Below are 26,201 nucleotides of genomic sequence, written 5' to 3'. Positions count from 1 at the left end.
TCCATGGCAACGCTTGAAATCCGAGACCTGCACGTCACCGTCGAGGCCGACAACGCCACGAAGGAGATCCTCAAGGGCGTCGACCTCACCGTGAAGCAGGGCGAGACGCACGCCATCATGGGCCCCAACGGCTCCGGCAAGTCCACCCTCGCCTACTCGCTCGCGGGTCACCCGAAGTACACGATCACCGAGGGCACCGTGCTGCTCGACGGCGAGGACGTCCTGGCGATGTCCGTCGACGAGCGCGCCCGCGCCGGCCTGTTCCTGGCGATGCAGTACCCGGTCGAGGTCCCCGGCGTCTCGGTCTCCAACTTCCTGCGCACCTCCGCCACCGCCGTCCGCGGCGAGGCCCCCAAGCTGCGCACCTGGGTGAAGGAGGTCAAGGAGGCCATGGAGCGTCTCCACATGGACCCCGCCTTCGCCGAGCGCAACGTCAACGAGGGCTTCTCCGGCGGTGAGAAGAAGCGCCACGAGATCCTCCAGCTCGAACTGCTCAAGCCCAAGATGGCGATCCTGGACGAGACCGACTCCGGCCTCGACGTCGACGCCCTGCGCATCGTCTCCGAGGGCGTCAACCGCGTCCGCGAGACGGGTGAGGTCGGCACCCTGCTGATCACGCACTACACGCGCATCCTGCGCTACATCAAGCCCGACTACGTCCACGTCTTCGCGGCCGGCCGCATCGTCGAGTCCGGTGGCCCCGAGCTCGCGGACAAGCTGGAGAACGAGGGCTACGAGGCATACGTGAAGGGTGGCGCATCCGCGTGACACAGCTGTCGGGCCTCCTCGACACCGAGGCGATCCGCAAGGACTTCCCCGTTCTGGACCGCGTCGTCCACGACGGCCGGAAGCTCGTGTACCTGGACAACGCGGCGACGAGCCAGAAGCCGCGCCAGGTGCTGGACGCCCTCAACGAGTACTACGAGCGTTACAACGCCAACGTCCACCGCGGCGTGCACGTCCTCGCCGAGGAGGCCACGGCACTCTACGAGGGCGCGCGCGACAAGGTGGCCGAGTTCATCAACGCGCCGAGCCGCGACGAGGTGATCTTCACCAAGAACGCCTCCGAGTCGCTCAACCTCGTGGCCAACATGCTGGGCTGGGCCGACGAGCCCTACCGGGTCGACCACGAGACCGAGATCGTCATCACGGAGATGGAGCACCACTCCAACATCGTGCCGTGGCAGCTGCTGGCGCAGCGCACGGGCGCGAAGCTGAAGTGGTTCGGCCTCACCGAGGACGGCCGGCTCGACCTGTCCAACATCGACGAGATCATCACCGAGAAGACGAAGATCGTCTCCTTCGTGCTGGTCTCCAACATCCTGGGCACCGTCAACCCGGTCGAGGCGATAGTGCGCCGCGCCCAGGAGGTCGGCGCGCTGGTGTGCGTCGACGCCTCCCAGGCCGCGCCGCACATGCCGCTGGACGTGCAGGCCCTCCAGGCCGACTTCGTGGCCTTCACCGGCCACAAGATGTGCGGCCCGACCGGCATCGGCGTGCTGTGGGGCCGCCAGGAGCTGCTGGAGGACCTGCCCCCGTTCCTGGGCGGCGGCGAGATGATCGAGACCGTCTCGATGCACTCCTCGACGTACGCCCCGGCACCGCACAAGTTCGAGGCGGGCACGCCCCCGATCGCGCAGGCGGTCGGCCTGGGCGCGGCGATCGACTACCTCCAGGCCATCGGCATGGAGAAGATCCTCGCCCATGAGCACGCGCTGACCCAGTACGCGGTGGAGCGTCTGGCCCAGGTCCCGGACCTGAGGATCATCGGCCCGACCACGGCCGAGGACCGGGGCGCCGCGATCTCCTTCACACTGGGCGACATCCACCCGCACGACGTGGGCCAGGTCCTGGACGAGCAGGGCATCGCGGTCCGCGTCGGCCACCACTGCGCCCGTCCCGTCTGCCTGCGCTACGGAATTCCCGCGACCACGCGAGCGTCGTTCTATCTGTACTCCACGCCGGCCGAGATCGATGCTCTGGTCGACGGCCTGGAGCACGTACGGAACTTCTTCGGCTGAGAGGCGTGTGCTGAGACCGTGAAGCTGGATTCGATGTACCAGGAAGTCATCCTGGACCACTACAAGAACCCCCATGGGCGTGGTCTTCGGGATGGCGACGCCGAGGTGCACCATGTGAACCCGACGTGCGGCGACGAGATCACCCTCCGTGTGAAGTACGACGGCACCAAGATCGCGGATGTCTCGTACGAGGGCCAGGGCTGCTCCATCAGCCAGGCCTCTGCGTCCGTGCTGAACGAACTCCTCGTCGGCAAGGACCTGCCCGAGGCGCAGAAGATCCAGGAGACCTTCCTGGAGCTGATGCAGTCCAAGGGCCGGATCGAGCCGGACGACGCGATGGAGGAGGTGCTGGAGGACGCCGTGGCGTTCGCCGGTGTCTCCAAGTACCCCGCGCGGGTCAAGTGCGCCCTCCTGAGCTGGATGGCGTGGAAGGACGCGACGGCCCAGGCGCTGGGTGGCGCCGACGCCGAAAGGAAGACCGCATGAGCGACACCGTCGAGATGAAGCCCGCCTCCGAGGAGGAACTCCGCGAGGCCCTGATGGACGTGGTCGACCCCGAGCTGGGCATCGACGTCGTCAACCTCGGCCTGATCTACGGCATCCACGTGGACGACTCCAACGTGGCGACCGTGGACATGACCCTGACCTCGGCGGCCTGCCCGCTGACCGACGTCATCGAGGACCAGGCCAAGTCCGCCACGGACGGCATCGTCAACGAACTCCGGATCAACTGGGTCTGGATGCCGCCGTGGGGCCCGGACAAGATCACCGACGAGGGCCGCGAGCAGCTGCGCGCCCTGGGCTTCAACGTCTGACAGCGCTTCGGTGAAAGGGGCCACGGCAAGCCGTGGCCCCTTTTCCGTACCCGCGATGTGTACGCCCGTACATGTGATGTGTACGCTCGTACACATGGGATATCTGACGCTCGCCGGTGCCATAGCCGCCGAGGTGTGCGCGACGACGGCGATGAAGTACAGCCACGGTTTCAGCAGGCCGGGGCCCTCGCTGGTGACGGCGCTGGGGTATCTGGTCTCCTTCGTGCTGCTCGCGCAGACCCTGAAGTCCGTGCAGATCGGCACGGCGTACGCGATCTGGTCCGGGGTGGGCACCGCGGCCATCGCCGTGCTCGGGCTGCTGCTGTTCGGAGAGGGGCTGGGCATGGCCAAGATCGCCGGGATCGTGCTGATCATCGGCGGAGTGGTGGTGCTGAACCTCGGCGGGGCGAGCCACTGATGGCCCGGCGCCACGACCCCGGCCGGCGGCAGCGGATCATCGACGCGGCGATCCGCGTGGCCGCCCGGGACGGCCTGGCCGGGCTGAGCCACCGCACGGTCGCCGCGGAGGCCGACGTCCCGCTCGGCTCCACCACGTACCACTTCGCCACCCTGGACGAGCTGCTGGTGGCGGCCCTGTGCCAGGCCAACGAGGGCTTCGCCGGGGTGCTGGACGACAGCGGCGTCGCGGCCGCCCCCGGCACCGACCTCGCGGCCGGGCTCGCCCGCGTCCTCGGGCAGTGGCTGGGCGGCGACCGCCCGGGCGCGGAGCTGGAGTACGAGCTGTACCTCGCCGCCCTGCGCCGCCCGGCCCTGCGCCCCGTCGCCGCCCGGTGGACCGAGGAGACGGTCGCCCGCCTGTCCGCCCGTGTCGACCCCGTGACGGCCCGCACCCTGGTCGCCCTGATGGACGGCATCTGCCTCCAGGTGCTGCTGACCGGGGGTTCCTACGACGAGGAGTACGCGCGCGAGGCGCTGGGCCGGGTGATCGGCCGGGGCCCCGGCCGCCGGGCGGACGGCGCGGGGAAGGACGCGCCCGGCACATGAGACACGGTTCGCTCCCGCACCCCGCCCCACGTTAGGTTTTCCCCATGACCGACACTGCTTCCCGTACCACCGGCGCCGTCGCCGCCGGTCTTGCCACCATCGCCTCCGACGGCACCGTTCTCGACACCTGGTACCCCGCGCCCGAACTGGTCGAGGAGCCGGGCCCGGCCGGCACCGAGCGGCTGTCCGCCGAGCGCGCGGCGGAGCTGCTGGGCGGCGGCGCGACCGCGGCGACCGGCCCGGACGCCCGCCGGGGCGTCGAGGTGGTCGCGGTCCGCACGGTCATCGCCTCGCTGGACGAGAAGCCGCTGGACGCGCACGACGTCTACCTGCGGCTGCACCTGCTCTCGCACCGCCTGGTCAAGCCGCACGGCCTGAGCCTGGACGGCATCTTCGGCCACCTGGCCAACGTCGCCTGGACCTCGCTCGGTCCGGTCGCCGTGGACGACGTCGAGAAGGTGCGGCTGAACGCGCGCGCCGAGGGCCTGCACCTCCAGGTCACCTCGATCGACAAGTTCCCGCGCATGACGGACTACGTCGCCCCCAAGGGCGTGCGCATCGCCGACGCCGACCGGGTCCGCCTGGGCGCGCACCTGGCCGAGGGCACCACCGTGATGCACGAGGGCTTCGTCAACTTCAACGCCGGCACGCTCGGCACGTCGATGGTCGAGGGCCGGATCTCCGCCGGTGTCGTCATCGGCGACGGTTCGGACATCGGCGGCGGCGCCTCCACCATGGGCACCCTCTCCGGCGGCGGCAACGTCATCATCTCGATCGGCGAGCGCTGCCTGATCGGCGCCGAGGCGGGCGTGGGCATCGCGCTGGGCGACGAGTGCGTGGTCGAGGCCGGTCTCTACGTCACCGCGGGCACCCGGATCACCATGCCCGACGGCCAGATCGTCAAGGCCCGCGAGCTCAACGGCGCCTCCAACATCCTCTTCCGCCGCAACTCGGTCACCGGCACGGTCGAGGCCCGCCCGAACAACGCGGTCTGGGGCGGCCTGAACGACATCCTGCACAGCCACAACTGACGCGTCCCGCACGCCCCGAGCGCCCCTCGCCCGTGCGGTGAGGGGCGCGCTGTCATGCGTGGGGCAGTCCGGCCGCGAACCGCGCCAGGGCCCCGAAGTCGCCCTCGCGCAGGCCGATGCGCGGGTCCACGGGGTGCAGCAGGGCCGGGCCGGGGTGGTGGCCGGTGACGAACGCGGGGTCCGCGGGGCCCAGTTCGTCGTCCACCCAGGCGAACGGTCGGCCGCCGGCGTACGCCACGATCGCCTCCGTCTTCCAGTGCACCCCGTCGGGGCGGTGGGCGAACAGACCCGTGCCGAAGTCGACGTAGGGCAGCTCGGGCAGACCGAGCACCGGGGCGATCCAGCGGTTGGCCTCGGCCATCCAGGTCGTCGCCCAGCACAGCTCGTAACCGAGGGCGAGCAGCGCGGGGCCATGGGCCGGATTCAGCCAGACCCGCAGCGGGCGACGGGCGTCCAGGGGGACCCGGATCGTCGTGTAGCCCTCGGGCCGGCGCTCCGGCCGGGCCGCGTACGGGTTCAGGGGGCCGTCGACGTCCAGGAACAGCAGGGGGCGGGCCACCCGGACACCGTACGGCAGATGGGCGGCGCGGGGTCAGGCCCGCGTCAACTCCTCGTGGTGGGCGAGGAGTTCGGAGGTCGTTTCGGGGGAGGCCGGCAGCAGCGGGGCGCGGACCGGGCCCGCGGGGAGGCCGAGGCGGGCGAGGAGGGCCTTGGCGGTGACCGTGCCGGGCAGGCCCGCGGCCATCATGGCCTCGATCAACGGGGTGGCCCGCAGCTGGAGACGGGTCGCCAGGGCGGTGTCGCCCGCGTCGAAGGCGTCGAGGACCGCGGCGATGTGCCGGGGGGCCGCGTTGGCGACGGTGCTGACGCAGCCCGCCGCGCCGACGGCGTAGAGGGCGAGGTTCTGTTCGTCGCAGCCCGCGTAGTAGGCCAGGTCCGTGCGGGCCAGCACCTTCTGGGTGCCGAGGAGGTCGGAGGAGCAGTCCTTGACGCCGACGATCCGGGGGTGTTCGCACAGGCGGAGGATCGTCTCCGGCTCGATGCGGGTGCCGGTGCGGCCGGGGATGTCGTAGAGCAGCACCGGGAGTTCGCTCGCGTCGGCGACGGCGCGGAAGTGGGCGGCCACCGCCTCCTGGGGCGGCCTGCTGTAGTACGGCGCCACCACCAGGACGGCGTCGGCGCCCGCCTTCTCGGCGGCGCGGGCCAGTTCCACGGTGTGCCGGGTGTCGGCGGTGCCGATGCCCGCGATCAGCGGGACCCGTGCGCCGACCGCCTCCCGCACGGCCGCGATCAGCTCCGCCTTCTCGGTGTCCGTCGTGGTCGGGGACTCGCCCGTGGTGCCGTTGAGGACCAGACCGTCACAGCCCCGGGCCACCAGGTGGGCGGCCAGTTCCCCGGCTCCGGCCCGGTCCAGCGCGCCCTCCTCGGTGAACGGGGTGATCATCGCGCAGAGGGTGCGGCCGAAGGGAGACCGCCGGTGTGTGCTCGTCATGGGAGTAGTGTCGACGGGACATCGGTGAAGCTCTACTTAATTCTTCTTCACGATATCTGTAAGTTCGCTTACCGTTTTCCGTTGTGGCGCAAGGTCGTGTGTCCAAGTCGGCCCGTCATGGGTCACTATGGCCAAAGGGTCGTCACCGACGTCAGCCATGGGAGGCACCATGAAGCTCGGCAAGGCACTGGCCACCGGAGTCGCCGAGGAGCGGCCGCTGGTGCAGGAGGAAGAGACCCGGCAGCCCGTCGAGGCGGAGCGCACCGCTGCACCGGCCGAGCCGGCCCGCGAAGAGGTCCCGGCCGCCCGATGAGGCTGCGGCTCCCGGCGGAACGCCCCACGGAGCCGCCGACCGGCTACAAGATCGCCCACCCGGTGCTGTCCCAGGACGGCACCCGGGCGGGGTTCACCGGCGTGTCGCTCGGCGGCGCGCTTCCGTACGGGGTTCTCGACGAGGCGTCCTGCGTCTACGGGCGCAGGCACCGCCCACCCGCGCGCCTGTGCGACTGCGGCTTCCACTGCGTCCACGACCGCGCCGCCGCCGAGGCCCTGCGCTGCACCGCCGAGCACCGCGCGGCGCTGCTGCTCGACGTCACCGTGCTCGGCGCCTACATCCGTTTCGAGCGCGGTTTCCGTTACGCCCGCCAGCGGGTGCGCACCGCCACCGCGGGGCCTTGCGCCTGCGGTGCCACCGCGGCCGTGCTGGCCGACGCCGGCTGGGGCAGACCCGGCTGGCGCGCGCTGGCCCCCTGCTGCGCGGGCTGTGCGCGCGGCCGTACGTCCGTCACCCTCGCGCGGTTCGCCCGGCTGGCCGGGCAGGGGCTGCGGGTGCGGGCGGACGGCGGCGTCCGTGCCGAGGCCGCTGTCGGGCCGGACCCGGGCACCGAGCCGAGCGTGCCCGAACTGGTCGCGGAGGCGGCGCTGTTGCAGGCCCGGCTCGACTGGTTCCAGTCCCAGCTCGCGCGCCTCGGCGAGCGCGGGACCGGGGGCGAGGGCAAGGGCTGACGTTCCCCGGCACGGGTACCCGAATGTTCCGTACAGAGAGGAGGCGGGACACCGTGACCGTGACCTCGCACACGCGACCCGCAATCGACACCCGACCCCGACGACTCGACGGACACCACCCCTCCACGGGTGAACTCGTCAACCGGGCCACCGAACAGCTGTCCCGGCTGCTCCGGCAGGAGGTCGCCCTCGCCAAGGCGGAGCTGACCGAGAAGGGCAAGCGCGCCGGACGCGGCGGCGGACTGCTGGGCGCCGCGGGTGCCCTCGCCTACGTGGGACTGATCGTGCTGGCCGGCGCGGCCACCGCCGCCCTGCGGCTGGTGCTGCCCCTGTGGGCGGCGGCGCTGGTCGTCGCGGTCGCGCTCTTCCTCGTGGCCGCCGCGCTGGCCGTCACCGGGCGGGCCCAGCTGCGCCGCGCGGGCTCACCGATGCCCGAGAGGACGATCGGCAGCGTCAAGGCCGATGTCGACGTGATCAAGGAAAGGGCGCATCGATGACCGACAGGACCCCCCACCGTCCGGGCGCCAAGGGCCCCGACGAGCTGCGGCGGCAGATCGAGCAGACCCGAAGCCAACTGGGCGACACCGTCTCCCAGTTGGTGGACCGGGTCGATGTGAAGGGCCGGGCGCGGGCGCGGGCCGCCGACCTGCGGGACAAGGCGGGCGCCATGACCGTGCAGCTGCGCTCCACCGCCGCCCACGCCGGGCACGGCGCCCAGGACCGGGCCGCGAGCGCGGCGCAGGCGGTGCGGGGCCGTGCCGCGCAGGCCGGGCACGCCGTGCAGGGGACCGGGCACGCCCTCCAGTCCCGGGTCACCGGACACGGCGGTCCGGGGGCGGACGGACGGCCCCTGAGCGACCGGGCCGTCGAGGCCGGACGCCATGTTCAGGACAGGGCGCTGGACGCCGGGCACCGGGTCCAGGACAAGGCCGCCCAGGCGGGCACCCGTGCCCAGGACAAGGCCGCCCGGGCCGGTGCCCGGGTCGCCGCACCCGCGCGCAAGGCCTCCGAGGGCCTGCGGGAGCTGCCCATGCCGGTGCTGATCGTGGGCGCCGCCGGCGCGATCGCCCTGATCGCCGGGGTACTGCGCCGGGGCCGCGCGCGCCGCTCCTGCTGAGACCCCCGGGGGCCCTCCCGGACATCGCGACACCCTCTCACCGAAAACTCAGTCCGTCTGGACAAAAAAAGTTTTCGGTGGGAGGGTGAGCGCATGCTGGATGTGACCGTGATCGAGGACCCCGAGGCCGCGGCCGTGTCGCTGGACCCCGTCCGGGCCCGGCTGCTCGCCGAACTGACCGCCGGACCGGCGTCCGCGGCCATGCTGGCCGCCAAGGTCGGACTGCCCCGGCAGAAGGTGAACTACCACCTCAGGGCGCTGGAGCGGCACGGACTGGTCGAGCTGGCCGGGGAGCGCCGCAAGGGCAACGTCACCGAGCGGCTGATGCGCGCGAGCGCCGCGTCGTACGTCATCTCGCCGGCCGCCCTGCCCGCCGTGCAGCCGGACCCGGACCGCTTCCGGGACCAGCTGTCCGCGCGCTGGCTGCTGGCGCTCGGCGCCCGCCTGGTGCGCGACGTCGGCGCGCTGCTCACCGGCGCCGCCAAGGCCCGCAGGCAGCTCGCGACCTACGCGCTGGACGGCGAAGTGCGCTTCGCCTCCGCCGCCGACCGCGCCGCCTTCGTGCAGGAACTGACGGCGGGCGTGAGCGCCCTGGTGCGCAAGTACGACGCCCCGGACGCCGAGGGCGGCCGGGACCACCGGATCGTCGTCGCCCTCCACCCCACGGTCAAGGACCACCCCGCCCCGGAAGGCCGAGCAGGAGCCCTGTCATGAGCAAGGAATTCGAGATCGCCCGCGAGTTCGAGGTCGACGTCCCGCCCGAGCGGGTGTGGGCGGCGGTCACCACCGGCACCGCCGGCTACCTGTGGCCGATGGAGGCGCCCGAGCCGCGCGAGGGCGGCCGGGGGCCGTTCGGCTCGACCGTCGTCGCCTGGGACCCGCCGCACCGCTACGCGAGCCGCAGCGAGGACGTGGGCATGCCCACGCAGTCGCTCAACCAGCTCGACCACACCATCGAACCCCGCGACGGGGGCCGCCGCGCCTGGGTGCGCTACGTCCACAGCGGCATCTTCACCGACGACTGGGACAACCAGTACGACGGCGCGAACCGGCACACCGACTTCTATCTGCACACCCTGCGCGAGTACCTGACGCACTTCGCGCCGCGCCCCGTCGCCTTCGCCCAGGTGACCGGGCCCGCGGCCACCGCCACGCCGGACGCGCTCGCCGCCGCGGGCCGCGCGCTCGGGCTGCCCGACGACGCGGTGGCGGGCGACGAGGTGAGCGTCCGGGGACCCGGCGGGCGGACCCTGGACGCCGTACTGGACTACCGCGACGCCTGCTTCATCGGGCTGCGCACCGGCAGCGCCCTCGTCCGCCTCTTCGGCCGCGGCCGCTGGGGCGCGCCGCTCGGCATCAGCGTGCACGACTTCGCGCCGGACGCCGACGCCGAGGCGAACGAGGCCGCCTGGCAGGACTGGCTGAACGGAGCGTTCGGCCGGTCCTGAACCCGCCGGACCGGTCCTGCCCCCCTCAAGGACCGGTCCCCGCCCCCTCGGATCAGGGGCGGAAGCGCAGCACCTGCGGGTCGTGGTCGCTGATCTGGTCGTGGAACTCCGAGTTGATGTGCACGCTGTCGTACGCGAAGTCGTCGCGACGGACCGCCGGGCTGATCAGGATCTGGTCCAGCACCTGCGCGTTGCCCTGGTAGTCGTAGGTGTAACGCTCGCTCGCCGGCAGCGACTTGATCGCCGACCACAGCTCGCCGTCGCCCTCGAGGATCTTCGCGGTGCCGGAGAACTCGAAGTCGTTCATGTCGCCGACCGCGAGGACGTTCGCGTTCTTCTGGACCTTCAGGATGTCCTTCACGAACGCGTTGACCTCGACCGCCTGCGCGTGGCGCTGGTTCTCCGAGCTGCGCGTGACCGGCTGGTACTGGCCGGTCAGCGGCTGGTCGCCGCCCTTGGAGACCAGGTGGTTGGCGATCACGAAGACGGTCTTGCCGCGGAAGACGAACTGGCCGACCAGCGGCTTGCGGCTGTTCTGCCAGGCCGCGTCGGCCGGGTCGATCCGGCCGGGCGAGGCGGTCAGTTCGGCCTTGCCGTGCACCTTGGTCACGCCGACCGCGGTGGTGGAGTCGCCGCCCGCGCGGTCCACGAAGGACACCCGCTCGGGGTTGAACAGGAACACCTGGCGGATGTTGCCGCCCGGCTCGCCGCCGTCCTGGTCGTTGACCGGGTCGATGGCGCGCCAGTCGTAGCGGGGGCCGCCCGCCGCGACGATCGCGTCGATCAGCTTGTTCACGGTGACGCTCGCGTCGACCGTGCCGTCGTCCGTCGCGCCGTTGTCGTCCTGGATCTCCTCCAGGGACACGATGTCGGGCGACTGGAGGTTGTGCACGATGGCCGCGGCGTGCTGGTCGAAGGTCTTGTCCGACGGGTCGAGGTTCTCGACGTTGTACGTCGCCACCGCGAGCTGCTTGTCGGACTGCTTCTCGGTGGTCTCGCGCTGCAGCCCGCCGCTCTTCAGCGTGCCGAGCCGCCCGGCGACCAGGGTGTAGCCGCCGTACTGGTTGAAGTCCAGCGGACCGGTGGTGGTGCCGGTGAGGGTGTCGCCGACGTCGGCCGTCGGGAAGTCGGCGGTGGCGCCCAGCGACTGGATCTGGAGCCGGCCCGTGTTCTGGGAGTCGTAGGAGCCGTAGACCGTGCCGCCGCGGGCGGCGCGGTGCTCGTCCGGCTTCACCGTGACCCACAGCTCGGCGTAGGGGTCGGTGGCGGTGACCACCCGGACGTCCTTGACCTGGACGTTCATGCCCTCCAGGGACTCGTAGTAGTCCAGGGCGTACGTGTCGGGCCGCAGCGGCAGGTTGTTGATCGAACCGCCGTCGGCGCTGTCCCCCTGCGGGGTGTACTGGTCCGGCACCGCGTTCGCGTCGATGACGACCGGCGCGGGGACGGCGTTGCCGGTGGAGACCGTGGTGACCGTCGGCTTGCTGATCTCCGTCAGCGACTGGTTGCCGGTGGCGGCACCGCCCGGGACGTACTCGGAGACCGTGCCGGACACCGTCACCGCGTCGCCGACGGCGACCTTGGGCGTGGAGCTGGTGAAGACGAATATGCCCTCGCTGGTCGCCGGGTTGTCGTCCGGCGTCGGGTCCTGGAGCCAGAAGCCCTTGGAGGAGCCGTAGGTGCGCGTGGCCGTGACGATGCCGGGCACGTCCGTCACCTTCTGCCCGGCGTACGGCGACAGCCGGGTGGTGCCCTGGATGTCGTGGATGCGCACCGAGTCGGCGTGCGCGGGGGAGGTGAGGACGACGGCCGACGCGGCGGAGCAGACGGCGGCGACGGTGAGCGCGGCGAGGCGCGCGGTGGACCTGCTCGGCAAGGGATCCCTCCGGGGGCGTGACTGGGTGCCGGGACGAGGCGGAATGGGAGCGTGTGGGGGCCGTTGCCCTCCGTGACGCGCGTAGAGCCGGGTGAACGGCCGTTCCCCCGATTTCTACGCGCGTCAATCTCCAGCCTGGGCCGGGGAGTTGTCAAGGTTTCGGCCATGTACGGGAGGCGGCCGGGAGATGAACCGGGCGGCATGGGTGGAAATCCGTCTAGGCTGAGGGGCTGAGCCCGTTCACGCTCCGAGGAGATCCAGCCGATGTCAGACAGCTCCCCCCTGCCGCCCGTACGGCTGCACTCCGAAGCGGAGCTGGCGCGCGCCGCGCTGTCCACGCCCTTGCTCTCCCGGGCCGCCCGCCTCGCCCGCTGGGCCGGCCCCGGCACCCGGGTGGACGCGGGCGGCAGCCTGATCGAGGAACAGCTTCCGGCCGCCGCCGAAGAGCTGGGCCTCACCGGCGACGACGCGGCCGCCTACGCCGCCGAGGCATGGCGGGTCGCGCTGGACTCCGGCCTGGTCGAGATCGCCGACGAGGAGGCCGGGACGGTCCGCGCGGGCGAGGCGCTGGGGCTGCTCACCGGCTCCCCGCACGAGGTGCTCACCGTGTGGCTGGCCGCCCTGGAGACCGTGCTCGCCGACGCGAGCGTGCCCGACCTGGACGATCTGGTCGACGCGTTGGACGAGGGTGGCGAGATCGATTTCTCGTCACTCGACTGGGACCCCGAGGCGGAGGCGGAGATCCTCGACGCCGTCCTCGGCAACCTCTATCTGCTGACCGTGAGTGAGGACGGCGCCGGGGACGGGCCCGTGCCGCTGCCCGCCCTCGCCGCGTCGGTGATCGTGCCCGACGACATGGGCGAACCCACCGACGACGTGCTGGAGCAGATCTCCGACGCGATGATGCGCCTGGACGACCAGTTCCGGACGCTGGAGCCGGTCGGCCTGGTCGAGTACGAGCCGGTGGACGAGGCGCTGATGGCCGACGCCGACGAGGAGCCCGGAGCCCCGCTGGACGAGACCGACGTCTCCCGGTACGGCATGGTCCGCCTCACCCCGCTCGGCGCGTACGGGCTGCGCGCCCGGCTGCTGGAGGCCGGCTTCGACGCGCCGGCCGTCGGCGACCTCGCCGACAAGGGCGCGGACGCGCTGCTGGACGGCACCGCAGGCTTCGGCCCGGCCGCCGCCCGCGCCGAGACCGAGCAGTGGCTGGCCCGTCAGGAACCGCTCGCCGCCGCACGGGAGTTGCTGGCCGCGGCGCGCGGCGCGGACGCCGGGGCGCCGCTGCGGCGGCTGCGCTGCCAGCAGGCGCTGTCCCTGGTCGGCGCGGAGGCCGAGCCCGCGCTGCGGGAGGTGCTGGACGACCCCGAGCTGGGCGGCCTGGCCCGGGTCTGGCTCAGCGAGCGGGGTGCCGACGAGGTGCCGGCGCCGTCCCAGGAACTGGTCTTCTGGCTGACCATCGACACCGTCGCCGCGCAGCTCGCCGCCGAGGGCAACTCCGAGGAACTCCAGGCCCTGGTGGAGGGACTGGCCGAGCAGCACAGCGGGTTCTTCGCGGCGGCGTGGCGGGTGGAGCACCCGGCGACCGCCGACGTGCTGGAGGCGATGGGCCGGCTGCACCCGGACAAGAAGGTGGCGAAGGAGGCCCGCAAGGCCGCGTTCAAGGCGAGGTCGCAGCAAGCGGGCTGAGCACCCGGGGTGGGCCGGGCTTGGGGCGGCCATGGGGTCGGGTATACGGATTCTTGAACAAGGGACCTCGATGCGGTCTCCTGTTCAACTCCCGTTCGGACACCGGCGGGAGCGTGTGCGCCGAACGAGGTCCGCCGCCCTCCACGGCCCACCCATCCGTCACAGGAGACACCATGTCGCTCACCCGCAGGGACTTCGCCAGAACATCCGCGCTCACCGGGGCCGGGATCGCCCTGGCGGGCAGCGTCGGCGCCCTGGCCACCGCGCCGAACGCCCTCGCGTCCACGGAGACCGACACCGCACGCGCGGGCCGCGGCGACGCCCCGGAACACGGGCACCCCGGCGCCGGCTACGGCCCGCTGCTGTCCGACCCCGAGGGCATCCTCGCCCTGCCCGCGGGCTTCTCGTACGAGATCGTCACCTACAGCGGCAGGACCCGCCTGGAGTCCGGGGAGTTCACCCCGTCCAACCACGACGGCACCTCCACCTTCGAGGGCCCCCGGGGCACCACCCTGCTGGTCAACAACCACGAACTGGCGGGCCCGCGCGCCAAGTGGACCTACCCGGTGCCGCTCACCGAGGGCCTGGTGTACGACCCGGCCGCGGCCGGTGGCTGCACCGTCGTCGAGGTCCGCCGGGGCCATGTCGCCGAGTGGGTCGGCATCGCCGGCACCTCCACCAACTGCGCGGGCGGCAACACCCCGTGGGGCACCTGGCTGACCTGCGAGGAGACCGAGGACAAGGCCGGCCAGAACGGCATGACCAAGGACCACGGCTACGTCTTCGAGGTGGACCCCGCCGACCGCCGGGCCAACCGCGACCCCAAGCCGGTCAAGGCGCTGGGCCGGTACGCCCACGAGGCGGTCGTGGTCGACCCCAAGCGCGGCCACCTCTACCTCACCGAGGACGCCTCCGGCCCCAACGGACTGCTCTACCGCTGGACCCCGCCGGCCGGTTTCCGGCACGGCCACGGCCGGCTGCGCACCCTCGCCGACGACGCGGGCGCCCTCCAGGCGTTCAAGTGCTTCGACTCCGGCGGCCGGTTCGTGGACGACCTCTCCCGCGCCACAAGGACCGGCACGGTGTACGGCGTCGACTGGGTCGACGTGCCCGACCGCGACGCCCGCAAGGTGTCCACGCGCAAGCAGTTCGGCGACGGCCAGGTCACCCGCGCCCGCAAGCTGGAGGGCATGTGGTGGGGCGACGGCGGCGTCTACGTCGTCTCCTCCTACGCCCGCGCGGAGAGCCCGGTCCAGCACGACGGGCAGGTCTGGTTCTACGACCCCCGGCGCCGGACCCTCACCCTCAAGGTGCTGATCGGCGTGAACCCGGACCCGGCCCGGGACGGCGCGTTCGACGGCCCGGACAACATCACCGTCTCGCCGTACGGCGGTCTCGTGATCGCCGAGGACGGCGAGGGCGTCCAGCACCTGTTCGGCGCCACCGACAGCGGCCGCACGTACCCGATCGCCCGCAACGAGCTGAACATCGGCACCGAACAGGAGCCGGAGTACAGCGAGTTCACCGGCGTCACCTTCTCGCCCGACGGGCGGACCCTGTACGCCAACATCCAGACCCCGGGCATCATGGTCGCCATCACCGGGCCCTGGAAGCGCCAGCCCAAGTAGCCGCTTGGTCGCGCTGCCGCAGGCGGGGCGGGACGCGCGCCGGCCCTGGCAGTCGTGAGACCTGCGGCGGTGCGGGGAGCCGCCCCGGCCGGCTCCCCGCGCCGCCCCGGCGAACCCCTCGTCAGAGGGCCTTCGCCGCGGGTTCCACCATGTTCCGGACCGTCCGCGCCTTCACGAAGTCGCCCATCGCCGTCATCTCCCACTCGCCGGAGAACTGGCGGATCAGCTTGGCCATCATGACGCCCGTCTCGGGTTCGGCGTGGGTGAGGTCGAAGCGGACGAGTTCCTCCTCCGTGGCGGCGTCCACCAGGCGGCAGTACGCCTTGGCGACGTCCGTGAACTTCTGGCCGGAGAACGAGTTGACGGTGAAGACGAGACCGGTGACCTCCTGCGGGATGCGGCCGAGGTCGACGACGATCACCTCGTCGTCGCCCGCGCCCTCGCCCGTGAGGTTGTCGCCGGAGTGCTTGACCGCGCCCTTGAGGATCGTCAGCTTGCCGAAGTAGCAGCTGTCGACGTGGTTGCGCTCGGGGCCGTACGCGATGACCGAGGCGTCCAGGTCGATGTCGCCGCCCCCGAACGCCGGCTCCCAGCCGAGCCCCATCCGCACCTGGGACAGCAGCGGGCGACCGCCCTTGACCAGGGACACCGTCTGGTTCTTCTGGAGACTCACCCGCCCCTTGTCCAGGTTGATCTTCCCGGTGCCGGGCGCGGGGGCGGGCGGGGCGGCCGGCGCCGGGGGAGCGGCCGGAACCGGTGGCGCCACCGGCTGCGGGGGCGCCACCGGCCGCGGCGGGGCCGCCGTCGCCGGTTCCTCCACCGTCACACCGAAGTCGGTGGCGATGCCCGCCAGGCCGTCGGCGTACCCCTGGCCGACCGCGCGGGCCTTCCACTGGCCGCCCCGGCGGTAGATCTCCACGACGACCAGCGCGGTCTCGGCGCCCAGCTGCGGCGGCGTGAAGGTGGCCAGCGGCGCGCCGCCGTCCGCGTCACGGATGGTGGCCGTCGGCTCGATGCCCTGGAAGGTCTGGCCGGCCGCGTCGGGGCTGGCGGTGACCACGATCTTCTCGATCTCCGGCGGCACGGCGGTGGTGTCCACCGTGATCGCGTCGGGGGCGGCACCGCCGCCGGACCGGTAGGTCACGCCCGGTCCGGACGGCTGGTTGTAGAAGATGAAGTCGTCGTCCGAGCGCACCTTGCCGTCGCCCGTGAGCAGCAGGCCGGAGACGTCCAGCCGCACGGGGGCGGCCACGTCCACCGTGACGCGCGCGGCGGCCAGCGGGATGTTCGAGCCGGGGGTCATAGCTGTCATGTGGGGGGTAACGAACGAATCCGGTTTACCGTTCCCTTACCACGCGCATCGACCGTGCCGGCGGCCTCGGGCGCGTCACCGCTGGGGCATGACGACGATCTTGCGCCCCACGCCCGCCGCGAACTGCTCCAGCGCCTGCGGGTAGCGGTCCAGCGGGAGGCGGTCGCTGATGAAGACCTCCGGGTCGAGGACGCCGTTCGCGAACAGCTCCGCCGCCCGTTCGTAGCTGTGCAGCACCGCCATGGAGCCGGTGATGGTGATCTCCTGGTTGTAGATGCGGTACGGGTCGATCGTCACCCGGGTCGCGTAGTCCGCCACCCCGAACTGGAGGAACGTGCCCGCCTTCGCCACGCGTCCCAGGCCGTCCTGGATGGCCGCCGCGTTGCCCGTCGCGTCCACCACCACGTCCCAGCCCTGCGGCCGGTCCAGTTCGTCCGCGCCGCCCGCCGCGGCCGAGACGCCGAGCAGCCGGGCGGTCTCCAGCCGGGCCGGGTTGACGTCCACCATGTCCACGCTCGCCGCGCCGGTGCGCTTGGCCAGCTCCAGCATCATCAGGCCCATGGTGCCGGAGCCGTAGATCAGGACGTGCGCGCCGAGCCGGGACCGGAGGACGTCGTAGCCGCGCACCGCGCAGGACAGCGGCTCCACCAGGGCCGCGTCCTCGGTGCGGACGTGTTCCGGGAGCTTGACGCAGTTGGCGACGGGCGCGACGGCGTACTGCGCGGCGCCGCCCGCCGTCGTCACCCCGATCGCGGCCCAGCGCTCGCACAGGTTGTTGTGGCCGGTGCGGCAGTAGCGGCACTCGTGGCAGTACAGGGACGGGTCCACCGCCACCCGGTCGCCGGCCGCGACCTCGGTGACCTGGGTGCCGGTCGCGACCACCGTGCCGGCGAACTCGTGGCCCGGCACGATCGGCAGCTTGGGCGCGAACTCGCCCTGGAGGATGTGCAGATCGGTGCCGCACAGCCCGCACGCGGCGACCTCCACGACGACCTCGCGGGGTCCCGGCGTCGGGTCGGGGACCTCGGTGACGACGGCACGGCCCACGGACTCGATGACGGCGGCCTTCATTTGACGGCTCCCAACGACAGGCCCTGGACCAGCTTGTCCTGGGCGGCGAACCCCGCGGCGAGCACCGGCAGGGAGATGACGAGCGACGCGGCGCACACCTTGGCCAGGAACAGCCCCTGGCTGGTGATGAAGCCGGTCAGGAAGACGGGCGCGGTCTCGGCGACCACACCGGTGAGCACCCGGGCGAACAGCAGCTCGTTCCAGCTGAAGATGAAGCAGATCAGCGCCGTCGCCGCCATGCCGGGCAGGGCGATGGGGGCGACCACCCGGGCCAGGATCGTGGGCAGCCTGGCCCCGTCCACCCGGGCCGCCTCGATGACCGCGACCGGCACCTCGGCGAGGAAGGACTGCATCATCCACACCGCGATCGGCAGGTTCATCGCGGTGTAGAGGACGACCAGCAGCCAGATGTTGTCGAGCATCCCGGCGTTCTTCGCGAAGAGGTAGATCGGCAGCAGGCCCGCCACGGCGGGCAGCATCTTGGTGGACAGGAAGAAGAACAGCACGTCCGTCCACTTGCGCACCGGGCGGATCGACAGCGCGTAGGCCGCCGGAAGGGCCAGCAGCAGCACGCACAGCGTCGAGGCGACCGAGGCCACCGCGGAGTTGGCCAGCGCCGGCCAGGGGCTCGCGCCGCCGCCGGTGCCGAAGAACTCGCGGTAGCCGTCCAGGGTGAGGGAGGCGGCGAAGGACGGCGGGTTGGTCGCCGCGTCCTGTTCCGAGTGGAAGGACGTCAGCGCCATCCAGGCGATGGGCAGGAAGAAGACGATGCCGGCCAGCCAGGCGACGAGACCGAGACCGTGACGGCGTACCGCGGTCATGAGCGGCCCACCTCCTCGCGGAACAGGGACGACACCACGCGCAGGGCGAAGGTCGCGATGATGATCGAGCCGATGACGACCAGGACGCCCGCGGCCGAGGCGAGGCCGTTCTCGTGGGCCTGGTAGAAGCTCTGGTAGACGGTGTACGGCAGGTTCGCCGTGCCGAGGCCGCCGGACGTGATGGTGAACACCGCGTCGAAGTTCTGCACGATGTAGATCGAGCCGAGCAGGGCGCCGAGTTCGAGGTAGCGGCGCAGATGGGGCAGCGTGAGGTGGCGGAAGATCTGCCAGTCGCTCGCGCCGTCGACCCGGGCCGCCTCGATCTGCTGCTGGTCCCGGCTCTGCAGCCCGGCCAGCAGGATCAGCATCATGAACGGCGTCCACTGCCAGACCAGGGAGGCCTCCACCGCGAGCAGCGGGGTGCGGGAGATCCAGTCCGGCTGGGGGCCGCCGACATAGTGCAACAGGCCGTTGAGCAGGCCGTACTCGGGGTTGTAGAGCACGTGCTTCCACAGCAGCGCCGCGGCCACCGGTACCACCAGGAAGGGCGCGATCAGCAGGGTGCGCACGACGCCCCGGCCGCGGAAGCGCCGGTCGAGCAGCAGGGCGAGGAGCAGCCCCAGCACCAGGCTGGCCAGCACCACCGCCACCGTCAGCAGCACCGTCGTCCACACCGAGTGGCGCAGGTCCGTGTCGGTGAGCACCTGGCGGTAGTTGTCGAGGCCGGTGAAGCGGCGGGCCTTGGGGTAGAGGGCGTTCCAGTCGAAGAAGGAGATCACCAGCGTGGCCACGAACGGCAGCTGGGTGACCACGATCATGAAGACGAGGGCGGGCAGCAGCGGGGCCCGGGTGGCCCAGGCGCGCAGCCGGGCGGGGGGCCGTTTCAGCGTTCTCGGGGGAGCGGCCGCGAGCGGGGCCGTGGTGGTGGCGGTCATCGTCCCTCGTACTCCTTGGAGATCTTCTCGGCCAGCTGCTGGGACTTCTTCAGGGCCGTGCCGACGGACTGGCGTCCGGCGACGGCCGCGCTGATCTCCTGGGAGACCTTGGTGCCGAGATCGGTGAACTCGGGGATGTCGACGAACTGGATGCCGGGCGCGGGCCGCGGCTGCACCCCGGGGTCGTTGGGCCGGCTGCTCTCGATGGCCTGCCGGGTCATCTCCTGGAAGGCCGCCGCCGACCTGCGGTAGTCGGCGTTCTCGTACGTGGACGCCCGTTTGCCCGCGGGCACGTTCGGCCAGCCGCTGGTCTCGCCGACCAGCCGCTCGTACTCCTTGCCGGACGCCCAGGAGACGAACTTCCAGGCCTTGTCGGGGTTGCGGGAGGACTGCTGGATGCCCCAGGCCCAGGTGTAGAGCCAGCCGGAGGACCTGGTCCTCTCGACCGGGGCGGGCGCGTAGCCGAGCTTGCCCTTGACCGGGGAGCCCTTGGCCTCCAGGGAGCCGGCCGCGGAGGTGGCGTCGTACCACATGGCGACCTTGCCCTGGGTCAGGTCGTTCAGGCACTCGGCGAACCCGGACTGCGCGGCACCCGACTCGCCGTGCTTGCGCACCAGGTCGACATAGAACTTCGTCGCCTTCTCGAACTCGGGGGAGTCCAGGTGCGCCTTCCACTTCGTGTCGAACCAGGTGCCGCCGAAGGTGTTCACCACCGTGGTCAGCGGCGCCATCAGCTCGCCCCAGCCGGGCAGTCCGCGCAGGCAGATGCCGCGCATGCCGGGCCGGGCGCCGTCCACCTCGGCGGCGAGGTCGGCCACCTGCTGCCAGGTGGGGTGGGCGGGCATGGTCAGGCCCTTCGCCGCGAACACGTCCTTGCGGTACATCAGGAAGGACGACTCGCCGTAGAAGGGCTGGCCGTAGAGCTTGCCGTCGTCGCCGGTGAGGGACTGGCGCATCGGGGCGAGCACGTCCTGCTCGTCGTACGACGGGTCCTTGGCGACGTACGCGTTCATCGGGCGCAGCCAGCCGTTGCGGGCGTAGATCGGGATCTCGTAGTTGGACAGGGTGGCGACGTCGTACTGGCCGGCCTGGTTGGCGAAGTCCTGGCTGATCTTGTCGCGGACGTCGTTCTCCGGCAGCACGGTGAAGTTCACCTTGATGCCGGTCTCCTTGGTGAAGTGCGTCGCGGTCAGCTTCTGCAACTCCACCATCTGCGGATTGTTGACCATCAGCACGTTGATCGAGTCGCCGCCGGATCCGGCCCCGCCCGCCCCGACCCAGCAGCCGGACAGCAGGGGGGTGAGCAGCGTCCCTGCGGCGGCCAGGACGAGCGTGGCTCGCGGCCTCCGTCGGCTCGGGGTGCGCATGGATCACTCCTGGGATGTATGGGGACGTAAGGGGCATCCCGCGAACAGGGGATACCCCTGTGGGGGTGGGGGTTGGACCTTCAGACCCGGATGACCTGCGGGCCCAGCAGGGCGTAACGGTGGGCCTCGGCCGCCGGGAGCAGGGTGCTCGTCACGATCGCCTCCAGCGAGCCGACCTCCGCGAACCGGCAGAAGCTCACCGCGCCGAACTTGGTGTGCACACCCGCGAACACGGTGCGCCGCGCCGCCCGCATCGCCTGCGCCTTGACCTCGCCGACCGCCGGATCGGGCGTGGTCAGGCCGTGTTCGCGGGAGATGCCGTTGGCACCGATGTAGGCGAGGTCGAGGACGAATCCGGACAGCATCCTCGTCGTCCAGTGGTCGACGGTGGCCAGCGTCCCGGACCGCACCCGGCCGCCGAGCAGCAGCACCTGGATGTGGTCCGCCCCGGCGAGCGCGCCCGCGACCGGCAGGGACGCGGTGACCACGGTCAGCGGCCGGTCCGCGGGCAGCGCCTCGGCGATGAGCTGGGGGGTGAAGCCCTCGTCGACGAAGACCGTCTCGGCGTCGCCGAGCAACTCGGCCGCCGCGGCGGCGATCCGGCGCTTCTCGGGCACCTGGCTGGTGGACCGGAAGGCCAGCGTGGTCTCGAAGCCGGCGCTCTCCACCGGGTAGGCCCCGCCATGGGTGCGGCGGACCAGCCCGTGGTCCTCCAGGGAGCGCAGATCGCGCCGGATGGTCTCCTTGGCCACGCCCAGCTCGGCGGCGAGCGCGGTGACGTCGACCGAGCCGGTGGCGCGCGCCGCCCGCACGATCTCGTGCCGGCGTTCCTCCGCCGTCCTGGTCATCCGGTCACCCACCTCCCCGAAAGCTGCCCGTTCGGGCCCATGGGGGAAGTTGTACTCCCGGTCCGCCGCCCTGACCAGGCTTGTTGCCCGCCCGATGCTGCCCGGTTGGGCCCGTTTGCCGAGCGGTGTGCCCGCCGCGGACCTGCGCGGGCGCGAGGGCCCGTGTGGAAACGGGCGTCCCCGGTGCCCGAATCCGCTCGCCGACCGGCCCGTTCGCTGCCCGCCCGGGCACGGGACCCCTCCGGGGCTCAGTACGGCCAGACCGGCGGGTCGGTGACGAAGGGCCCGCCCAGGCGGTTCTGGGCCGGGTCCGTGAGGTCCGGTTCGCCCTGCTCGGCGAGGAGCCGCGCGGCGTACGGCTCGGAGTCGTCCCGCGGTGTGTAGCCGAGGGCCCGGGCGCTGCTCAGGTCCCACCACAGACGGGTGTTGGCGGAGGAGCCGTAGCCCACCGTGTGGCCGACGCGTTCGGCGGTCAGGGCCGCGTGGAAGAGCCGGGCGCAGTCGGCCGGGCTCAGCCAGGTGGACAGGGCGCGCACGCTGGTCGGCTCCGGGAAGCAGGAGCCGATGCGCACCGAGACGGTCTCCAGTCCGTGCTTGTCCCAGTAGTACTGGGCCAGGTCCTCGCCGAAGCACTTGGACAGGCCGTAGAAGGTGTCCGGGCGGTGCGGGGTGCCGACGGGGACCGGCGCCTCGCCGGGGCGCGGCACCGGGGCGAAGCCGACGGCGTGGTTGGAGGAGGCGAACACGATCCGGCGCACGCCCGCCTCCCGCGCGGCCTCGTACAGGCGGTAGGTGCCCTCGATGTTGGCCTTCAGGATCTTCTCGAACGACGCCTCCAGGGAGATGCCGGCGAGATGGAGCACCGCGTCCACGCCCCGCACCGCCTCGCGCAGCGCCACCGGGTCCGCGAGGTCGGCGGTGACGGCGTCCGGCGCGCCCTCGACGGGCCGGACGTCGAACAGCCGCAGGGTGTGTCCGTACTCCGGGAGCAGGGGCCGCATCAGGGTGCCGATCCGGCCGGCGGCGCCGGTGAGCAGAACGGTACGGGCAGCGGGCATCCTCGGCCTCCTTGGGTCAACGGCCGCGCGCGGGGCCCTGGTTCGCCTTCCTTGACCGGCTCTCCCCGGGCCCTTTAGCGTGAGGCCGTTCACGAATATGGACATCGGTCAGAAGAATGTACCCACGCCGGTCCGGCTCCGGCACCGATCGGATGGGAGCACGCGTGAAGGCCTCGGCGTTCGTCTACCCCTGGGACGTCAACGGGGACCCCGACGCACCGGCCCGGATCGCCGCCCTCGGCGTCGAACAGGTGACCCTCGCCGCCGCCTACCACTCCACCCGCGCCCTGACCCCGCGCCACCCCCGGCACCGAATCGTCACCGCCGAGCACGCGGCCGTCCTCTACCCGCCGGGCGCGCGCTGGGCCGGCCGCGCCCTGCGCCCGTACCCCGCGGGCCGCTGGGCCCCCGGCGACGCGTACGGCGAGGCGGCGCGGGCGCTGGCCGCCGCCGGTCTCGCGGTGCACAGCTGGGTGGTGCTCGCGCACAACTCCCGGCTGGGCGCCGAGCACCCGGACACCTCGGTCGTCAACGCCTACGGCGACCCCTACCCCTGGGCGCCCTGCATCGCCGGGCCCGCCACCCGCGCCTACCTCACCGACCTGGCCGTCGAGGCCGCGGTACGCCCGGGCGCGCGGGGCACCGAGCTGGAGTCCCTCGGCTGGTACGGGCTGCGGCACCTGCACGCCCACGACAAGATCTCCGGCGTCGCCCTGGGGGAGGCCGGGGAGTACCTGATGTCCCTGTGCTTCTGCCCGCACTGCCGCACGGGCTACGGCGAGCAGGGGCTGGACCCCGGGGAGCTGGCGCGGGCCGTCCGGGCCGCCCTCGAGCCGCTGTGGCGGGGCGCGGTGGCCGACCGGGGCCTGCCGACCCTCGCGGAACTGCTCGGCGCGCGGACGGCCGCCGCCACGCTGGCCTGGCGGGAGCGGACCGCCCGCACCCTCCAGGAGGAGGCCGTGACCGCCGTGCGCGCCGCCGCCCCCGAGGGCTTCCAGGTGCTGCTGCACGCCGACCCCCACACCCACCGCTGCGGCGCCAACGCGGGGGCCGATCCCGCGCACGTCCTCTCCGTGGCCGACGGCGTCGTCGTCCCCTGCGCCGGTGGTACGGATCTGCTGGCGCCCTTCGCCGCGCACGCCCGCGAACGGACGGTGCTCGCCGCCAACTTCACCGTGGTCACCGGGATGGGCGGCAGCCCCGCCACCCTCGCGGCGGACGCGGCCCGGGCCCGCGCGGCCGGCGCGACCGAACTGCGGCTGTATCACGCCGGGTTGGCGTCGGACGGGGATCTCGCCGCGGTGCGCGAGGCGCTGGCGGCGCGCTGAACGAGCGGGACGGCGGTGAGGAGCAGCGCGATGCCGTAACAGGGCAACAGCAGCTCGGGACCGGCCAGTTCGACCAGTGCGGCGCCGGCCGCGAGGCCCAGGACGTTCGGCGTGAACAGCAGGGTGTTCGCGGTGGCCGTGACCCGGCCGAGCAGCGGGCCGGGGGTCTCCCGCTGGACGGCGGTGAGCGCGGCGATCAGCACGCACGGCAGGCCCAGACCGGCCGCCAGGGAGGCCGCGAGGGCCGCCGCGTCCCACGGCACGGCCCGCGCTAGCGCGGCGAGCCCGGTCAGCGCGATGCCCGCCGCCGCGAACCCCCGGCCGCCGAGCCTGCGCAGCGCGGGGCCGGTGAGCAGTCCGACCGCGACCGAGCCCGCGCCCTGGACGGCGTAGAGCACGCCGGTGTAGGCGGGGGAGTGGCCGAGGCGGTCGACCACGGCGTACAGCGTCGGGGCGCACAGGGAGCTGATCAGCATCGTCGTACCGCCCGCCAGGACCAGGGGGCGCAGTCCGGCATGGCCCCACAGATGGCGCACGCCCTCGGCGGTGCGGCCGCGCCGGGCGCCGCCGTCCGCGGGCACCGGCCCGCTCTCCCGCACGCGCAGCAGGGCGCACAGCACCGCGGTGACGACGAAGGTGCCCGCGTCCAGACAGGCGACGGCCGGACCGCCGAAGGCCGCGTACAGGCCCGCCCCGGTGAGCGGGGCGACGAGCTTCATACCCTCCGTGATGGTCATCCGCAGCCCGTTGAAGTCGCCGAGCAGACCGGCGGGGACGACGTCGGTGACCAGGGCCGCCTCCGCCGCGTCGGTGACCACGCCGGCGGTGCCGTACAGGACCAGCACCGTGAAGAGCAGCCACAGCCGGGCGGGGGAGTCGACGGTGAAGAGGGTGAGGAGCAGGGCCGCCACCATCAGGTTCACGGTGATGATCAGGGGCTTGCGGCGCACGCGGTCGGCGAGGGTGCCGAGGGCCGGGCCGGCCAGCGTGGGTGCCCACAGCGCGAGCATGCACAGGCCCGCCAGGCCGTTGGACCCGGTGAGCTCCTTCACCCAGATGCCGGAGGCCAGCCACAGCGCGGAGGTGCCGAACGCGTTCACCACCAGGCCCGTCAGGTACCGGCCCGCGTCGCCGTCGCGCAGCACGCGGAGCACGGTCGAAGAGGTCGTCATGCCAAGCCATCGTGGATCTGAGGAGGGGCCGGACGGATCGGGGAGATGCCCTATTCACCGACGGGTTCCGGGGCGGCCGGCCGGTCGCCGCCCGGGTACGACCACTTACCCCGTCCCTCACATCCCGGAATATCCCGAACGTCCCACCGCCGCGCGGGAGTTTTGTGGTGGCGGGCCGGCATGGCCGGAAAAAGACGTCCGTATCGATCGGGTAACAGGCCTCGCCGAACCGCTTGTTATGCGCGTAGACAATCCGTGACCTGGTACATCACTCCATCCACCAGATCCGGAGAATCCATGCGGAAGTCCCTCAGAGCGGCTGCCGTCGGTGCCGCCTGCGTCGTCGCCGGTGCCGCGCTGTACGGCGCGGGCGCGGCCACCGCCGGCCAGTCCACCGCCAACTCCACGCACGAGCCCTACAACATCGGGCTCCTGACGAAGGACATCGACGCCTACTACGGCACCACCGCCGACGGCAACGGCGTCTACCAGGCGTCCCCGGACAGCCCGTACGCCAAGGACCTCGCGCGCATCGACGCGGACGCCAGGAAGTACATCGACCAGGCCGCCCACACCGCGCGCAAGCACCACCAGAAGCCGGCCGTCATGTTCGACATCGACGACACCGTGCTGCTGAGCCTCGACTACGAGAAGCGCAACAACTACGGCTACAACTCGGCCACCTGGAACGACTACGTCAACCGGGCCGACCGCCCCGCCGTCTTCGGCAGCCCCGAACTGATCCGCTACGCCCGGTCCAAGGGCGTCGAGGTCTTCTACAACTCCGGTCTCACCGAGGCCCAGCGCGGTGCCGCGGTCGCCAACCTGAAGAAGGTCGGCGCCGATGTGAACCTGGACGCCGGGCACATGTTCCTCAAGAACCCGGCCAACCCGCCGGCCTACCTGAAGGACTGCGCCACGCCGGGCACCTGGACCTGCACGACCGTCCAGTACAAGGCCGGCACCCGCAAGCACATCGAGGACGACCTCGGCTACACCTTCATCGCCGACTTCGGCGACCAGTACTCGGACCTGGACGGCGGCTACACGGGCCGCACGTACAAGCTGCCGAACCCGACGTACTTCGTCGGCTGAGGCCGCCCGGACGTCTTCGGAGCCGGCCGCGAGGCCCCCGGAACCCCCTGACGGCCACCGCCCCCGC

At 72.3% G+C, this 26,201-nt stretch carries 28 protein-coding genes; 17 read left to right on the top strand and 11 right to left on the bottom strand.

All coding sequences use genetic code 11. From position 1 onward, the window contains the following. Positions 1–3 precede the first annotated feature (3 nt). The 7 genes from sufC (at position 4) to dapD (ending at position 4,872) form a co-directional block, all read left to right on the top strand. A complete protein-coding gene (gene sufC / locus BLW85_RS11490) occupies positions 4–768 on the top strand; it encodes a Fe-S cluster assembly ATPase SufC (protein WP_070025400.1) in 765 nt (254 codons plus the stop codon). Then, a complete protein-coding gene (locus tag BLW85_RS11485) occupies positions 765–2,021 on the top strand; it encodes a cysteine desulfurase (protein WP_070025399.1) in 1,257 nt (418 codons plus the stop codon). Before sufC ends, BLW85_RS11485 begins: the two co-directional genes overlap by 4 nt. An 18-nt stretch (positions 2,022–2,039) precedes the next feature. Next, positions 2,040–2,507 carry a Fe-S cluster assembly sulfur transfer protein SufU gene (gene sufU, locus BLW85_RS11480; RefSeq protein WP_070025398.1) on the top strand — a complete coding sequence of 156 codons (468 nt, stop codon included), beginning with the start codon at positions 2,040–2,042 and terminating at the stop codon, positions 2,505–2,507. After that, positions 2,504–2,836 carry a metal-sulfur cluster assembly factor gene (locus tag BLW85_RS11475; RefSeq protein WP_037656710.1) on the top strand — a complete coding sequence of 111 codons (333 nt, stop codon included), beginning with the start codon at positions 2,504–2,506 and terminating at the stop codon, positions 2,834–2,836. Before sufU ends, BLW85_RS11475 begins: the two co-directional genes overlap by 4 nt. A gap of 94 nt (positions 2,837–2,930) precedes the next feature. Beyond that, positions 2,931–3,254 carry a DMT family transporter gene (locus tag BLW85_RS11470; RefSeq protein WP_070025397.1) on the top strand — a complete coding sequence of 108 codons (324 nt, stop codon included), beginning with the start codon at positions 2,931–2,933 and terminating at the stop codon, positions 3,252–3,254. Next, positions 3,254–3,841, top strand: a complete 588-nt coding sequence (locus tag BLW85_RS11465; RefSeq protein ID WP_074991989.1) for a TetR/AcrR family transcriptional regulator — start codon at positions 3,254–3,256, stop codon at positions 3,839–3,841. Before BLW85_RS11470 ends, BLW85_RS11465 begins: the two co-directional genes overlap by 1 nt. 44 nt (positions 3,842–3,885) lie before the next feature. Further along, the gene (dapD, locus tag BLW85_RS11460) at positions 3,886–4,872 is read left to right on the top strand and encodes a 2,3,4,5-tetrahydropyridine-2,6-dicarboxylate N-succinyltransferase (RefSeq protein ID WP_070025395.1); all 987 of its coding nucleotides are present in this window, start codon (positions 3,886–3,888) and stop codon (positions 4,870–4,872) included. Between the two features lie 52 nt (positions 4,873–4,924). Here the strand turns inward: dapD and BLW85_RS11455 are convergent, their stop codons facing one another. Together BLW85_RS11455 and dapA are read right to left on the bottom strand one after the other, a co-directional pair. Then, a complete protein-coding gene (locus BLW85_RS11455; protein WP_070025394.1) occupies positions 4,925–5,431 on the bottom strand; it encodes an HAD domain-containing protein in 507 nt (168 codons plus the stop codon). Between the two features lie 33 nt (positions 5,432–5,464). Continuing rightward, entirely contained in the window at positions 5,465–6,364 is a 900-nt protein-coding gene (gene dapA, locus BLW85_RS11450) for a 4-hydroxy-tetrahydrodipicolinate synthase (RefSeq protein WP_074991988.1), read from the bottom strand. A gap of 169 nt (positions 6,365–6,533) precedes the next feature. Between dapA and BLW85_RS39355 the strand changes: the two genes are divergently transcribed. The 6 genes from BLW85_RS39355 to BLW85_RS11425 all read left to right on the top strand — a co-directional run bounded on the left by BLW85_RS39355 (position 6,534) and on the right by BLW85_RS11425 (position 9,934). Beyond that, on the top strand, positions 6,534–6,677 hold the full coding sequence (locus tag BLW85_RS39355) for a hypothetical protein (protein ID WP_167381398.1): 144 nt from the start codon (positions 6,534–6,536) through the stop codon (positions 6,675–6,677). After that, positions 6,674–7,369, top strand: coding sequence for a hypothetical protein (locus BLW85_RS11445; protein ID WP_070025392.1), 696 nt, complete (start codon positions 6,674–6,676; stop codon positions 7,367–7,369). The genes BLW85_RS39355 and BLW85_RS11445 overlap by 4 nt, the downstream gene beginning before the upstream one ends. A 53-nt stretch (positions 7,370–7,422) precedes the next feature. Continuing rightward, positions 7,423–7,866 (top strand): phage holin family protein, encoded by a 444-nt coding sequence (locus BLW85_RS11440; RefSeq protein WP_107409105.1) that lies wholly within the window; start codon positions 7,423–7,425, stop codon positions 7,864–7,866. After that, positions 7,863–8,486, top strand: coding sequence for a DUF3618 domain-containing protein (locus BLW85_RS11435; protein ID WP_074991987.1), 624 nt, complete (start codon positions 7,863–7,865; stop codon positions 8,484–8,486). Before BLW85_RS11440 ends, BLW85_RS11435 begins: the two co-directional genes overlap by 4 nt. Positions 8,487–8,579: 93 nt before the next feature. Then, entirely contained in the window at positions 8,580–9,200 is a 621-nt protein-coding gene (locus BLW85_RS11430) for an ArsR/SmtB family transcription factor (RefSeq protein ID WP_070025390.1), read from the top strand. Next, positions 9,197–9,934, top strand: coding sequence for an SRPBCC family protein (locus BLW85_RS11425; RefSeq protein WP_070025389.1), 738 nt, complete (start codon positions 9,197–9,199; stop codon positions 9,932–9,934). The genes BLW85_RS11430 and BLW85_RS11425 overlap by 4 nt, the downstream gene beginning before the upstream one ends. Before the next feature lie 52 nt (positions 9,935–9,986). Here the strand turns inward: BLW85_RS11425 and BLW85_RS11420 are convergent, their stop codons facing one another. Continuing rightward, a complete protein-coding gene (locus BLW85_RS11420; RefSeq protein ID WP_070025388.1) occupies positions 9,987–11,810 on the bottom strand; it encodes an endonuclease/exonuclease/phosphatase family protein in 1,824 nt (607 codons plus the stop codon). A gap of 264 nt (positions 11,811–12,074) precedes the next feature. Between BLW85_RS11420 and BLW85_RS39350 the strand changes: the two genes are divergently transcribed. Then, positions 12,075–13,499 carry a hypothetical protein gene (locus tag BLW85_RS39350; RefSeq protein WP_074991986.1) on the top strand — a complete coding sequence of 475 codons (1,425 nt, stop codon included), beginning with the start codon at positions 12,075–12,077 and terminating at the stop codon, positions 13,497–13,499. Between the two features lie 173 nt (positions 13,500–13,672). Next, positions 13,673–15,127 (top strand): alkaline phosphatase PhoX, encoded by a 1,455-nt coding sequence (locus tag BLW85_RS11410; RefSeq protein ID WP_074991985.1) that lies wholly within the window; start codon positions 13,673–13,675, stop codon positions 15,125–15,127. A 121-nt stretch (positions 15,128–15,248) separates the two neighbouring features. Here the strand turns inward: BLW85_RS11410 and BLW85_RS11405 are convergent, their stop codons facing one another. From BLW85_RS11405 to BLW85_RS11375, 7 genes are all read right to left on the bottom strand, one after another. Beyond that, positions 15,249–16,430, bottom strand: coding sequence for a TerD family protein (locus BLW85_RS11405; RefSeq protein ID WP_070025385.1), 1,182 nt, complete (start codon positions 16,428–16,430; stop codon positions 15,249–15,251). 84 nt (positions 16,431–16,514) lie between these two features. Then, complete coding sequence (locus BLW85_RS11400; RefSeq protein ID WP_070025384.1) at positions 16,515–17,510, bottom strand: zinc-dependent alcohol dehydrogenase family protein; 996 nt, start codon at positions 17,508–17,510, stop codon at positions 16,515–16,517. Further along, a complete protein-coding gene (locus BLW85_RS11395) occupies positions 17,507–18,331 on the bottom strand; it encodes a carbohydrate ABC transporter permease (protein ID WP_070025383.1) in 825 nt (274 codons plus the stop codon). Before BLW85_RS11395 ends, BLW85_RS11400 begins: the two co-directional genes overlap by 4 nt. Continuing rightward, on the bottom strand, positions 18,328–19,266 hold the full coding sequence (locus tag BLW85_RS11390) for a carbohydrate ABC transporter permease (RefSeq protein WP_074991984.1): 939 nt from the start codon (positions 19,264–19,266) through the stop codon (positions 18,328–18,330). The genes BLW85_RS11395 and BLW85_RS11390 overlap by 4 nt, the downstream gene beginning before the upstream one ends. Continuing rightward, positions 19,263–20,633 (bottom strand): ABC transporter substrate-binding protein, encoded by a 1,371-nt coding sequence (locus BLW85_RS11385; protein ID WP_070025381.1) that lies wholly within the window; start codon positions 20,631–20,633, stop codon positions 19,263–19,265. Before BLW85_RS11385 ends, BLW85_RS11390 begins: the two co-directional genes overlap by 4 nt. Before the next feature lie 80 nt (positions 20,634–20,713). After that, complete coding sequence (locus tag BLW85_RS11380; RefSeq protein ID WP_070025380.1) at positions 20,714–21,481, bottom strand: DeoR/GlpR family DNA-binding transcription regulator; 768 nt, start codon at positions 21,479–21,481, stop codon at positions 20,714–20,716. 248 nt (positions 21,482–21,729) lie between these two features. Beyond that, positions 21,730–22,539, bottom strand: a complete 810-nt coding sequence (locus BLW85_RS11375) for an NAD-dependent epimerase/dehydratase family protein (protein ID WP_074991983.1) — start codon at positions 22,537–22,539, stop codon at positions 21,730–21,732. A gap of 164 nt (positions 22,540–22,703) precedes the next feature. Between BLW85_RS11375 and BLW85_RS11370 the strand changes: the two genes are divergently transcribed. Next, positions 22,704–23,867, top strand: a complete 1,164-nt coding sequence (locus BLW85_RS11370) for a hypothetical protein (RefSeq protein WP_074991982.1) — start codon at positions 22,704–22,706, stop codon at positions 23,865–23,867. Here the strand turns inward: BLW85_RS11370 and BLW85_RS11365 are convergent. Then, entirely contained in the window at positions 23,804–25,039 is a 1,236-nt protein-coding gene (locus tag BLW85_RS11365; RefSeq protein ID WP_074991981.1) for an MFS transporter, read from the bottom strand. The genes BLW85_RS11370 and BLW85_RS11365 overlap by 64 nt on opposite strands. Before the next feature lie 297 nt (positions 25,040–25,336). Between BLW85_RS11365 and BLW85_RS11360 the strand changes: the two genes are divergently transcribed. Continuing rightward, positions 25,337–26,134 carry an HAD family acid phosphatase gene (locus BLW85_RS11360; protein WP_074991980.1) on the top strand — a complete coding sequence of 266 codons (798 nt, stop codon included), beginning with the start codon at positions 25,337–25,339 and terminating at the stop codon, positions 26,132–26,134. The last annotated feature ends 67 nt before the right edge of the window (positions 26,135–26,201 follow it).

It is taken from the genome of Streptomyces misionensis, assembly GCF_900104815.1.
In the GTDB taxonomy this organism is placed as follows: domain Bacteria; phylum Actinomycetota; class Actinomycetes; order Streptomycetales; family Streptomycetaceae; genus Streptomyces; species Streptomyces misionensis.
The sequence above is the reverse complement of the archived record's forward strand: the minus strand, read 5'-3'. Positions and strand labels throughout refer to the sequence as shown.